The organism is Chryseosolibacter indicum (assembly GCF_018598585.1).
GTDB classification, from domain to species: Bacteria; Bacteroidota; Bacteroidia; order Cytophagales; family Cyclobacteriaceae; genus Chryseosolibacter; species Chryseosolibacter indicus.
The window spans coordinates 41,551-55,951 of the sequence record NZ_JAHESD010000035.1 but is presented as its reverse complement, the minus strand read 5'-3'; the positions used below and the strand labels follow the sequence as shown (position 1 = coordinate 55,951).

Sequence of the window (14,401 nt, the reverse complement as noted above, 5' to 3'; positions counted from 1 at the left end):
AAATTAATTCCTTCTTTGATAATAGACTGCCATGGACCACGCACCTCTAACATTGACCGTACAGGAAAATCAACTGCAGCATATTGCTGTAGCAGTACATCAATTTCTTTGATGCGATCCTCATGATAATATTTTTTTACGCCTGTACCTGATGTGGAGAAATAGCGAACAAACACTGGGTTGTAATCATTTGTAATAGCATTCTCCTGCACTTTAAAATAATCTGTTTGCGCCAATGCAGTGTGAAAAAAAAGCACTAAAAAAAGAAGAAGAGCGCTCAGCTTATTATGATTCATGCTAATTCAGATTTTTTAAGAATGATATAGATTATTTATTCTTCTCGGCTTCAACAACATAATTCTCGAGTATCGCTACCAGCTTCGTTTTAAGAAAGCTATGCACTTCACCTTCGCTTCCATTTTGCTTCACTTTGCGATATTCTTTGTAGACACCATCGATCTGATGAAGAAAATCCTGCAGGAAAACGGAATAATTATCACCTGTGGTGTAGTATTTTAAGGTGAGAAAGATTGTGCGATTCATAATGATGAAGTCAAACGCATCTTTAAATAATCGTTCTGCTTCAAGGGAACTTTTCTCCTGTGCAGACAGATCAGCTTGTGGAACCTCGATAAAGAACTCCTCGTTAATCACAACTGCATCAAGTTCTTCTTCTGACTCATCCATACCCAAAGAACTCGCCACTCCTTCAATCAACTTCTTAACAGACTCCGCCTTCGTTGCATAGAGCTCAGCGTTTTCATTCATAATCTCTACGATCACTACTAACAAGTCTCCTGCATACTCACCTGTGGTCTTAAACTCATCCATTAATTGAAGTGCCTTTTTCATAAGTGCCAGACCTTTCTTCAGATTTTTAACAGCATCCGGATCTTTTCGCTTTACTGCTTCTTCAGCTTCCTTCACCAGCTTCTTTGCTTCTTCCACCAGCTCCAGCGGACTGTAATTGGCATAAGCACTTTCATCAATCTGCACTTCCTCGTCGCCAAGAAACTCTGCCATTGTCTCCTCTATGTCTTCAATCATGGTAGCAATCTCCTCCAGGTCAGCCAGCACTACTTCCACTTTTGTTACCGCATCACTGATCGTCCTTGCATAGTAGTCACTTGTAATTTGTACTCCACCACTGGTTACTTTTACTTCCCCTGCAATCATTCTTCTGGCAGTGTTCACGTTAATGTTGTCAAATTGTACAAGTAACTTAACCTTGGGATCTGTTTGATTGGTCTTTAAATGTTGATTCAAAAAAGGAATTTCTATCATACCTTTTCCCGAGAAGATTCCATCTCCTCCTGTAACATCCACAAGAACAATAGCGAAGTCTGAGACAAAGATTGTATCTCCGGCAACCAGTGAAGAAATCAGTTCTGTATTCGAAAGGCTCCACGATGCCGGAGTAGCACCGCAGGTGAAGTTGGATTCATAAGATTCCAACAGTGTCTTTACGCGATGTGTTGATGACCATGGACCTTCCATTGCGCCGTAAATAGCACGCACCTGGTACTCATAGTCTGTATTAGCGCTAAGATTGGTCAACTTTAAATTGGTAAGCACAAGCTCCTTTTCATTCCATTGCTCAGAGCCAGCAACGCGATAACGGAAAGTATATCTGTTCTGGGATGTCTTTGAATCCCATTTAAATTCTGCTTCCCTGGAGCTTGTAGACTTACCGGAGATCCCATCGACAGGGTCAAGTGGATCACCATAAGTGAAGATAAATACTTCACTCATTCCTTCGTTCTTAAACATGTCTCTGCCCGATCGGTCTCTCGCCTGCACTGCAAATGCATAGCGTTTACCGGGTGTTAATGCCGGCTCATCGATATCATAGACAAAACTTGTTTCATTTACTGTGGTTGTAAATAGAGTACGTATAGGAGACCGCATTAACTCATAAGGATCGATATTTACATCGTCCATCGTATATTCTTTGATATAAAGGTTGTACTCGGTGTCAAAAGCGGAATTGATCGAGTTACGATGCATGGGCGTCCATTGAAAGCGAATGACCTGGGGATTTTGCACTGTAACCTTTGAGTGATTAAAAGGCTGATTCAAAAAGGGTGGATCATTTAAAAATATCCAGGCACTTGTACAAAATGTAGTAGATACTGGAACACGTTTATAGTAATCATAAACCTGAAAGCAAAAGTTGTAAACACCTTCTGGAAGCTTTCCTCCTGTAGAAATGAAATTGGATGCAGACAAACCCTGGAAATCCAGATTCTGGGGATTAAAGTATGGCTCCAGGTCCGCTCCGCTGATGAGCGTTGCCATGCCGCCAGTTATTACGATAGGCGGAAGATTAAGGCCGCGCTTTAACCTCAAGGTAATACCTGCACCTTCAATGGATACATCAAGGCCTATATTATAAGTTTGCTCATTGCGATCAGCAAGTACCAGGTTCACTTTTAATCCTTCTGATATATTTGAGGCATAGTCAGAGAGATAGAGGGAATAAGGTGGCGTAAGGGAGGCAGTACCCCGCACCGGATAAAGCTGTCCCCATGTAGAGGTAGTAAAACCTACAATTGCCAATAGAAACAAAAAGTTTTTCACAGGTATAGAAGTGGATCAATGAACTAGAAATTTGCTGACCTCTCTTATTTTGCCGGCTTCCAGGTAGAGCACATGAAGCCCTGTTGTTTCACCTGGCAAGGACAGGTCAAATTCATAATGATTTTGGCCAGACCCTGTAATGACTTTTAAAGTAGAACGTTGATCCAGTGGCATCACACTGAGCTTTACATCCGCTGGTGCACTAAACGTTACCGATGCTCTAAATACACCCTTGTTGGGGTTGGGGAAGACATTGAATTCCTGAAGGGTCAGACCTTCATATCCAAGACCTGATCTCCCTTGTTCGAGCGTCTCCTTCGATCCATAAATTGTAATTCGTTTTGTCACGGCATCCATGCAATCACCCTTGTATGCATATAATGTCACCTCTTCTTCACCTGTATGGTAATATCTGAATTCCTGGTAGTAAGAATCCGGCTCCTGCAACCGCTCCGGGTTCCCTGTAACATCCCACTGGATACGCGTTGGTGCTGGAAAGGACACATCTATCATCACTACCGTATCACCCACAACAGCCTCGCTGGAGAGAAGGAAATTAGCCTTCAGCAATTCATTCGAATTGACAATTTTGAATGTATGACTGTCAACGCACCCTGCTTCGGTGACCACTTCAACTTCATACGTGGCAGGCTCCCCAATCGTAACGACCTGCCCATGATCTGAAAAGCCCTTGTCTGACTTCCATGAATAAATGCTGCCTGGATAGCCCGTATTTAATTCAATGGATTCCCCTCCACACAAATAAATTTCATCGTCAATTTTAATTTCTACCTTGGGCGGATCTATAAGTGTTACACCTGTTTCTTTGGTACATCCCAAAGCATCAGTAAGAATAAGATCATATGTTCCTGAATGAAGCCCTTGCAATTCATTTTCTGGAGTTACAAGCTCGTCACTCCATTCCTCATGATTCCATCTATAAGAATACGGCATAACACCGTTTTGTGTATTCACCACAATTTTGCCGTTAGTACCATCAAAGCACGAGGGTGATGTAATGACGGGAGATATAGCGATCTCTAGCGGATTTAATACAGTAAATGTTTTCGAGATACTGCATCCGTTATCGTCTTTAAGAGAGGCAGTATATATTCCTGCACACAATCTGTTAATAGAAGCAGTTTCGCGCTTGTTATCCCAGGACGCACTACTCCATTCATATCGATAATTCCCGGACCCACCAGAGGGCACTGTTTGAATCTCCCCATCACAGTCGTTATAACAATTCAATTGACTTTGCTTAATGGTGTTAATGGTTACAGGAAGAGGATCACGAAGTGAGAAAGTAGCACTAGCAGCACATCCTGCATCATCTGTTACAGTAACCGTATAATTACCTTCCTGTAGTTGCTCCCGCTGTGTCTCACCCGTGTGTCCGTCATGCCATGTAAACTGTGCAGTTCCTTGTGCGTTTACAATAGCAATAGAAATCTGACCATCGGGCAGCTGCGGACAACTTGGATGTATTAGTTGCAAGGCTGTGATCCCAAGTGCAGGCAAGTTTGGAATTGTTACCGTTTCCGTTCCAATACATTTCAATGCGTCCTGCACCTGAACAACATAATCCGCCGCATGAAGTCCGTCGTTATACAATGTAGTGCTTCCATTGGACCAGGTAATTATAACAGGTTCAACACCACCAGAAATGCTAATGGATACAGCGCCATCATTTCCACCCAAACACGTCACAGGTTTTATATTATCAATATTAATCAACGGAGCAGACCGATCGGAAACACCAATGGTACGTTCAGTAATACATGAGAGGTCGTTCAAATCGGCAATGCGTAACGTGTAAGCACCGGAGGCAACATTGTACAGGTTCTGGTCATGTGACAGTACATCATCCCCATGATACCATATGTGCTCAAATTGTGAGGAACCACCACTTAACAAAACCTCGACCCTCCCATCACTTTCACCACATGAAGTAGGTAATATCACATTATCCACTGTTATCGCCAGTGCATCGGGCTGATCTATCTCAACATCCGGAATCACTTTACGACAACCAAGGTTATCTACGACAATTACGTTGTAACTACCGGCGGCCAAAGAAGTGAAGTCAGTCTCATTTTCTGATTCAGTTACCAATCCTGTTGCAGTATGGACTGCTGTGGATGTATAGGGAGCTGTTCCTCCCTGCAATTGAATAAGAATATTACCGGTATTTCTTCCATTGCATGTTATATCTTCCTTATTAACCAGTGAGGCTTCCAGTACCTCACGATCACTGATATGGATAGTTGTGGGCTGAACACAACCTTTTTGATCTTTGGCGTAAAATCGATATTCGCCCGCTGCAAATCCTTCAAAATTAAATTCATCCGGATGCTCGGTGTTAGTATAGTAGGTTGATCCATCGGGCGAAAATTGGTAGTTCCCCCACCCTCCTGAAGATTGTACCAGCACGGTTCCGTTATCTTCTCCAGGACACCGGGGTTGAATAATGGAAGCATTGAGGGATAGTGCAACGGATGGTTCATCAAACGAAACATCAAATTCACGGGTACACCCATGAGAATCCTTCACATAGAAGCTTTGCAACCCGGCAGGCAAGCTGTTGAATACATGCGAGTCGCCGTCATTAACAAAATCAACATTGTTGGTGGAATATGTATATCCACCCCATCCTCCGGAGGCGACAACCTTTATTGAACCGTTGGAATCATCCTTACATTGAACAAATAATTTGGTCTCAGGAGCAATGGCATCGAACGTAAATCCAAGTAATGATGGCGCTGCTTCAATAGTAATGATTCCTGAAACGCGCCAATTATCAGGACAACCATTGAAATCTTTTATGCCAATTTTGTATGCGCCAGGACTTATTGCATCATACGTAACTTGTGTTTCATTTGTAAGTGTGGCCTCATGGAGATAGACATCGGTTCTTTCATTTCCATTTTCCCATAGGCGAACCGTATACGATTGTGTTCCACCGGCCAGCGTGGCCGTAATTTTTCCATCATTTGCCCCGAGACACACTTCATCTTCTTTAAGTACAGAACTAATCGTTACCAGGTCAGGTTGAGCAACCACTACCGGATATTGCTTAACACAAGCATTTTTGTCGCGTACCTCAAACGTATAATTCCCTGCCTTAAGGTTTGAATAGTTTATTTTCTCTTCCGTAGTATTTGTATTGCCATTAAGAAAAATTCCATCAAGGCTAAGACTAAAACCATAATCAGAAAAACCACCGGGTGCTGTTCCGCCAGATACACCAGACACTTCAATTTGTCCGTCATTACCACCGTTACAGGTAATGTGATAAGTTTGAAATTTGATTACAGGATTAATGGCAGCGTTAATTTCAGGAGGAGCCGGGGCAATTGTTTCTGAAATAGAAAACGAAGGATTGCAGCCCGCAATTTTAAATGCAAAGGTATGTTCTTTACTTAAAAGATTATTTGCAGTCCACTGTCCACTTGTTAAAGATATTGCATTGTATCCTTCTCCATCAATCGATACCTCATAACCATATGGACTACTACCGGAAACCTCAAATATAATTTTACCTGTGTGCGCATAACATATCGGGTCTAAATGTTCAACCACTGTTACTAAAGGCGCGCTGTTAATGTAAGTTAAACTTTCGGTAACAGTTTGCTTATCTGAGTCACAACCGGGATTGCGGAAAACAAAAGAATAAGTACCTTCTTGAAGTTCCTTAAGTGACCATAAACCTCCGGAAGTAGTAATTGCAGTGAAACTATTGGACCCATTAAGGGCATACTCATAACTTGATCCATTACCCCCTGTGATATTAAAAGTGAAGGACCCATTTGGCCTTCCATCACAAAACGGATGGATAAGATTTTCATTCAAAAGTTGCACGCCTATCGGGCTGTATGCAGGAATATGCTGTACATTTCCAACCTGCGCAGCGCAGCCCTTATTATCCTTAATCCATATATCGTAATTACCGGAAGGTTGACTAATAGTAAGTGGAAAACCAGTGATAGACGTAAAGCTCTCAACCGCAGGTGCAGCACTTCCGGAAGACACAACTGAAAAACCATAAGGACCTCCGCTTCCCCCATAAATTCCGTCAATGACAATCTTTCCATTACCACCAGCACAGGTCGGCCCTGCGTTGGGCAAATTTTGTGTTATAGAAATTGCAGAAGGTGTAGTAAAGGTAATTACCTTATTATAAGATAAACCTGCTACGCCATAATTAATATGAAGTCTGTATTGTGTTGAAGGATTTAACTTTAGTCCTGAAAAATTTATTGTACCAGATCCATTACCATATTTCGTAACATTCCCATTAACCGGAACTTCTGACATCGTCAAGATATTATATGAATGATTTGGGCCAACGTATTCACCCTTAAGCGCAGGTACCGAAACGCCGCATAATGAAACATCTAAGGCTGCGCTCAATTCCGGTTCCTTAGCAACGCTCAAATAAAAATCAGCATTACCTGCGTTATCGTTTCCACCAAGGGCATAGAATTCCTCATTGTAGTTCGCAAAGTTTTCAATGATTATCTCTTGCTCGGTCCAGGAATTAAAACGCTCTCCCGTATCTGTATTATCTCCTCCTCCCTGACCCGTATAGGTAGCGGTGGTGCGGGTCATTGTTCTTGCCCTAATAACGATGCGGGTAGGTCTCTGATTATATGATTTAGTAATTGAACCGCCTCGTACTTCAAATACTTCCAGGCGAGTGGCACCGCTATAAACATAGGCATCAACTTCATTTCGTGCTGTGCTTTCATAAATATACGTTCTCGTCTCAATTAAATTGGTAACATAAGTTACATTCAAAGGCTCTGAAGACGTATATCTCAACCTTAAGGCATATGAAGAATATGTGCCTTGATCAATAGAGCTAATAACTGTTTGTGCATTGGTTACCAGTAGAAGGCCTGCTAAAAAAAATACCAGAATGATTGATAATATCTGTTTCATCTGTATTAATTAAAAATTAGTAATCTTCAAATGATGTGCGGAAGTAACGACGTTGGTGCCTGGTAGTACATACTTTACTTCGCATTGGTACTCACCAGCATATATCACCGGAAAACTATACGAAAGGGTATTGTAGTAAGTAGCATATCTACCAAGATTTACAATCCCATTCTTAAGATCAACAAAATCACGTTCGGAATAGTAAGAAGTATTGTAGTCTACTCCCAGGTATGAATCAATAGAGTAACTTCCCATTACTGATTTGTTCTGATCCGTTAAAACTGGGTAATCAAGATTTTGAACTATCTTATAAACCCGTCTAGGTGGTCGACCTGCGATTTCTGGGTTCCTCCATCGAATAACTGATCCACTCCGTTCGAAAATTTTATAGATATTTGGATCTATTGTTTGAACAAACCAATTGTTTGTCAATTGATCTGTAAATTGAACCAACGCCGGCTGCGTATCGGTGTCCCTTATCTCAAACTTATCAAACGACTCTGTAGTCTGAAATCCGTTTTTTAACTGTCTCACATTATCATAAAGAATAACACTAGCATAGCCGGAGAATTGAAGCTGAGCCACCTTTTCACCAAACGTTGCAAACTTACTCGTCCTAAAAAATGCCTTTGCTGGATTCGAACCAAACACAGATTTTTCTCGGTAATTTGTCAACTCTCCTTTAGCTATATTATTTTCAATGTTAATATTAGTTTCCTCTCCTACCTTGTAGTTCGTAGTTACTTTATCAATGTTTTCATTTAAATTAACCTGATTATCACTCGGAATGTTTACAATCTCTGATGTATAAACCATGCTTGTTCTCATTCCCGAAGGAAGGCTAAATGATATCTTGTTGCGAGATGGATCGTAACTAATATCCGATTCGAGTTTTTTACCATCGCTGTCAGTAAAACGCAAAACTTGTTTTTTCCACGCAGCATCTTTTTCAAACAGATAGTCCTGCCCCATGTCAAGGATAATGTATCCCTGACTATATTCAGCAGGATGAAAATGCATCTGGCCAATAACTGGGTAGCTAAACGCAACATTCTCCAGTGGAATAAAATCAGGTGCATTTCCTGACGTCACTGTGCTCTCCCGAACTTCTTTTGCAGGTTGCCCATTGACTATCACTGCCTGCCATGCTCCGTTTACCAGCTCTTCAAATACAACAGCTAGATTGACCTTTATTTGCGATTGAGGTGGAAGTATATCCGAAGGTTTAAGCGACACAGAAGTCTTATCATCGTTCCACTTTAGGCTACCTGTTATATAATTGCCTCCTGTTAAATTTTGTACAGTAAAATTATCAAGTCGGATCCGATATGTCCGTTCCTGCTCCATCGCATCCATCATGTTAAAAGGTTTCTCTAACGCGAAATTGAAGACTGCCTGGGGTGTACTGAAGACATTCACATCTTCACTTAAATCAGAAGGTGTAAGATCTGAAATAACAGCCATCTGCGAAGCAATATCAAAATCTCCAACATTCTGGAGCTGGCACTTCTCGCCATATTCAAACTCCATACTGAATTTACCTTTTACAACGCCGCCAAGAACGCTGAAGTAACCTCCAACTTTAGCATTCAACCAGATTGGAGTAGTAAACACCTCTGCCTGGGCGAGCGCTCCAATACCCGCGTTAATAATTTCAAATTTTCCTTTCACGAAAGCGATATCAACTTTAACGCCAATGACAGCATCTATATACGCATACGCTTGTCCCTTAGCGATCCATCCCCGGATGGGCTTATTACCACATGATACGTTAGGACCAAAATACCGCAACATCACATCCATGCCCACTTCTGCGTCACATGCACCATAGAAAATCAGGAAGGTGACCTCATCGATACTATAACCCAGGCTTCCACCAAACATAAACCCGGCACCTCGGGTGAGCTGATCGTAATTAACCTCATCGCGGGCCTCATTTACATTAAGAATTTTCGTGAGCTTCTGTGGTGGTGCAGGAAAGTTGGGAAGCCTGTTCCCTGTCATGAAGTAGGCTGTAATGCGTTGTTCCATCACCAGCTTAGCCTTTAGTCCCATGCGATTGTCAGGTGTGCCAAGGTAGATGTACCAATCCTTCGGATCAAAATGGATAGTGGCTTGTCCTGCTGAATTATTCGCTCCTACACCTTTGATCACCTCCATATTGACCTCCACGGTAATTACACCATGAAGGGTCTTATTAGCAAGGTCCCAGTCAATCCTTGCTTTTCCTTTGATACCATAATCATTGTTTGCCTTAGCCTGATCAACATACGAGCCACTTCCTTGTACTTGTGCCACCAATTGTCCCTGCACAGACGAGATCATGTTCTCTTCAGTAATTGCTTTTGGTGTCATGAAATTCATTTCTCCATCAAAGCCGATATTCCGTACCCCGCCGGTCTTTGCATCAAAGCTTACATCAAACGCCAGTTTCCCATTGTAACTGATCTTGTCTGGCGAGCCAACTACCGTCATTAACTTGAAGCCAAAGCTCGTGGCAGCATCCGGAACATACGCTGTACCTGACTGTGACACGCCGATTCCATCAGCAGAAGAATAATCAAAACCTGCACGCTTCATTTTGTAATAAAACCCCCCCCCTAAACCATAGATGTACATTGCGCCCATTGTTCCTGGTATTTGCCAGATTGGTGCTTTGTTCTCTGCCAGTATATCAAAGTAACCGTATCTTATATTATTGATACTTCCCCAAAGGGCTGTGGCCGAAATCTTATATTGCTGAAACAGCTCCAGCTTTCCGCTTCCGTAATATCCGTTGCCGAAAATGGCATGCGCCTTAAATGCAGTCAACTTGGCTTCAAACTTTGCTACACTCCCCGCTTCTCCTTTAATCTCCAGATCGCGTAACTCAAGACCGGAAGGCCCCCATTCTTTCATCACCGGGTCACGCTTGGCCCAGAGTACAAGCGAAGTTTTACTCTCAAAAAGATTTTTAGAACCTTCTCCCATTACATTAACATGTAAGTCGAACTCAAGGCCAACCATTGAGTCATCATCAGGATTCTTACCAAGTTTCAGACGACTAATACTTACGGGCATGCCTGACAGCTTCGATTCATCATCGCCAAAAGAAAAAGCTTTTACACCCTTGAATGCCGGAATGTAATCAGACTCTTTATTCGCTTCGAGTATTAGTTCTTCAAACTTAATCTCTGGCGTCATAAAAAGATCTCCTCCTATCTTCATCGATCCATTCAGATTAGCAAGCATCCGGAAGTCTTTGCTTGAAAAACGAATTTCCAATAAGGATGCAGCGTTCAGTTTAAGGGAGTCAATTCCAGGAAATAGTGAAACCGGTAAAAACTTCCCTTCAGGGACAGACGCTGTAAGTGTAACACCAATGTCGGGTTCAACAAGCGCAGCATATCTTAGTGATTGCGCTATTGTTTTGTTTGTAGCTGTCGCCTTTCGATAATCTTTTGAAAAAGGAGGAATGATTTCTCCTTCCATGGTTCCTTGTTTAAGCTCATTTGCAAGGAAACTCAACACTACTTTCTCAATGGTAAACTTCTTTGTAGCCACATCAGATTTTTGCATCAGCTTTTCGCCATAAATTGTCCCTGAAAAGCCTGCGTCATCAATAATTAGGTTTTCAACTCCGATCTTTCGCGGCTCCTCTGTTCCATTAGAGACAGGATTAAGTTTTTTCTGATATTCCGGCAACCGCAGGTAAGCATGCTTAATGAACAACCCTTTCCATAGTGGACTGTTAGGCTCAGGTAACCAGTCCGTAGAATACCCTTCAGGCAATGCAAAGGAAGGATGATTTCGTTTTTCACTGAGATCAATATACGCCTGATCAAGGTAGAACCCGAAGCCCATGCCTTTGGTTTTTGCATGTTCAAACGGAGGAAGCGATACTGCAACAATAAAATCATTCCAAAGATCTTTTCCCATTTCAAGCTGAAAGTTCCCTTTTACGCGTGGCATCATGGAGGGATCAGGAGACGGATTATCTTCCACAATTGGAACAATGATTTCTCTGGAGAATTCCACGTCTACGTCCGCAGCCACGCTTTGAAAACCATCGCAGTCAAATGACAAGTGGGTTCCAGTAGTGTTATCTTTCTTTGCTTTAAAAGAAATCATGTAATCACCTTTTTCATCATTAAGGAAAACACGATCCTCAATAAGGCTTAACTTTGCTTCACGAATTCCACCGGTGTAAGAAAATTCCACTTCACCCATAAACTCCAGGTTATTACCGACGTCAGTGTTTGTATCACCGGTAACAGATTCAGGAAGCGGTACCATGGCAAACACTTTTATTTTAGAAGAAACCGGTGTGAGCAGGATCTCGTCAAAGATAATAGTAAGCTTACTTTCACCTCCGGTACCGATACATAAGGCAATAGGAAGCTCTTTTACATTACCTGTCAATGCATCAGTAAGCACAGGAAAAATTGCATCCCATGAATCCAGGCACCGATTTTCCTGAGTAACTTTCTTCCAGAGTGAACGCGCATAAGCAAGCTTCTCACTTACTTCAGTATTGCGGGAAAACCGAATGTCATTGATTGATGTTTGAAAATATGTTCTGAAATCTTCTTTTACTTTAATGTTTGCAACAGGCCCATATAACGTTGGCAGCAAAGGACGTGTAAGGGATCTTCGCTTCTCCGGCGTGTGGGACAGCGTATCACGGTTAGCCATAACGTTATATGCTACCAAACATATGTACACAAAAAAAAGCGTCCTGATTGTGGGGTTCATTCAATTGTCCTATAGGCTTTCTGATACGCAAGTATAGCCTGCAGGTTGGCACTATCCAGGAACTTTCTTTATCTGAAATTCAAAAATCCTTACTACATGATATTAAAAAACAAAAGTCAGTAGTTTGTATATCCTCAAAAGTAGGTATACCGCTTCTCAACAATCCAGTATTTTACATGAAATAGAACCGGCACCTAAACATTTACAAAACTTTATCGTTGCAACAGGAAACGCTTTTATTGATGCATCGCCTCACTATCACCTTTGTATTGATTATGATCCAAGTACTTAACCCCTACCGGGTAGGTGGACAGGATGTAGAGGCTTTGATCAAAAGTGAAAAAAAATTAAATATCACAGGTGGTGCAAGTGTCACACAAAATTTTTATTCAGTCGCAGGAATAAAGGCGAGAAGAGATCCATATTCAATATTTGCCTCCGGCAACGTGACATTCTCATTTATGCAATGGAGCATGCCCCTCACATTCTCATACTCCAACCAGAATTTTAGTTATCAATACAATAACCCATTTAGCTTTAATCGCTTCAGCATCCAGCCATCCTATAAATGGATTAAAGTGCACGCAGGGTATAACAACATGAGTTTTTCGCCATACACCATGAGCGGACACACATTTAAAGGCGCAGGTGTGGAATTAACACCTCCGGGCAAATGGAAAGCTGCCGCCCTCTATGGCCAGTTCAGGGAGGCTACTCCTCATCTTAACGTCGAGAGGGAATCACAAACACCATCATTCCGAAGGACAGGCTATGGCATCAAGGTTGGGTATGACTTTTCACATGAACGTCAGGTGATCCATGAACCTCAGTATGAAAGCCAGTACAATGCAGATGGCGAACTAAAAGAGAACTTCGTCCTGCCACAAATACGAACGTCAACACGTAATGTACAAGGGAATGTTGAATTCATTCTCTTCGGCGCTAAAGACGACCGTTCTTCAATTCCGGTTGTACCTGACTCATTTAAGATTTTTCCTCAGGACAATTTATCAACCAGCCTGAAATTGAATACACGCATACTTAAAACCTTTTCTGTAAGTGCAGAATATGCAGGAAGTGTACTGACGCGAAATACAATGCTTGACGAATCAGCAAGTGACCATTCTCCCGTTAACCGCATCTATGGAAACTTCATGTCCATCAACAACTCAAGCGCTTACTATAAGGCTTTCAAAGGAAATTTTAGCAATGACTTTAAATTATTCTCATTAGGAGCAACATACGAATATGTTGATCCTGATTATACGACTTTAGGTGCATATTATTTTAATAACGATCTTGAGAATATCACTGCTAACCTCGCTACGCGGCTCCTTAAACAAAAAATGAATTTGTCAATTAATGTGGGTACACAACGCAACAATCTACGTGATAACAAGATGAGTGCCACCCGAAGGCTCTCCCTGTCTTCCTCCGTAAGCTACGCTGTTTCAGAAAGGCTGACGCTCTCAGGGACCTATTCCGATTTTCAAACTGTTACACGTGTGCGATCTGTTTTTGAAAGAATAAACAGACTCACTCCGTATGACAACATCGACACATTAAACTTCAGTCAGGTGGCAAAGAACTACAATGGCAATTTTACTTATATGTTCCCTAAAAAAAACGGCACTACTCAAACACTTACTGGCATGCTTTCGGTACAGCAGACAGATGATCAACAGGGAGAAAATAGCGAGGGGTTAAATACTTCAGAATTCTATAATAGTAATCTTTCCTATACACTTGGGTTCCAAAATTTGAGTTTAACAACAGCATTGAACTACAACTTCAGCAACATGCCTGGAATGGAAACAAAAACTTGGGGACCTACTCTAGTTATTACAAAACCTATATTAAAATTAAAAAACAGTATATCTGCATCGTACAACAAAACTTCCAACAATGGTATAATGTCCAATGAAGTCTTTAATGTGCGACTCAATAGCATGTATGTTTTCCTCGAAAAGCATAACCTGAATGCAAGCATAGTATTCTTAAGGCGTAGAAGTGCCGCGGCTGAAAGATCACAACCACCCTTCCGGGAAACAACTGTTGGAGTCATCTACAGCTATAGTTTTTAAATGCGATAATAAAGGGATATGCTACAAAGCTTTCAGCTTTCCACCTTACATAGAGCATT

Annotated in this window: 5 protein-coding genes; 1 reads left to right on the top strand and 4 read right to left on the bottom strand. The window is 41.7% G+C overall.

Features of this window, described 5'->3' with window-relative positions; translation table 11 throughout:
- The 4 genes from KK060_RS15130 to KK060_RS15115 form a co-directional block, all read right to left on the bottom strand.
- Window positions 1–296: hypothetical protein (locus tag KK060_RS15130; RefSeq protein WP_254154598.1), on the bottom strand; the 296-nt coding region annotated here is incomplete at its 3' end.
- Window positions 297–327: 31 nt separating this feature from the next.
- A complete protein-coding gene (locus KK060_RS25210; protein WP_254154597.1) occupies window positions 328–2,580 on the bottom strand; it encodes a fibronectin type III domain-containing protein in 2,253 nt (750 codons plus the stop codon).
- Window positions 2,581–2,595: 15 nt separating this feature from the next.
- On the bottom strand, window positions 2,596–7,524 hold the full coding sequence (locus KK060_RS15120; protein ID WP_254154596.1) for a SprB repeat-containing protein: 4,929 nt from the start codon (window positions 7,522–7,524) through the stop codon (window positions 2,596–2,598).
- A gap of 9 nt (window positions 7,525–7,533) precedes the next feature.
- Window positions 7,534–12,198, bottom strand: coding sequence for a hypothetical protein (locus KK060_RS15115; RefSeq protein WP_254154595.1), 4,665 nt, complete (start codon window positions 12,196–12,198; stop codon window positions 7,534–7,536).
- Window positions 12,199–12,533: 335 nt separating this feature from the next.
- On the opposite strand from KK060_RS15115, the gene KK060_RS15110 reads away from it, so the two are divergent.
- The gene (locus tag KK060_RS15110) at window positions 12,534–14,342 is read left to right on the top strand and encodes a hypothetical protein (RefSeq protein WP_254154594.1); all 1,809 of its coding nucleotides are present in this window, start codon (window positions 12,534–12,536) and stop codon (window positions 14,340–14,342) included.
- Window positions 14,343–14,401: the final 59 nt, after the last annotated feature.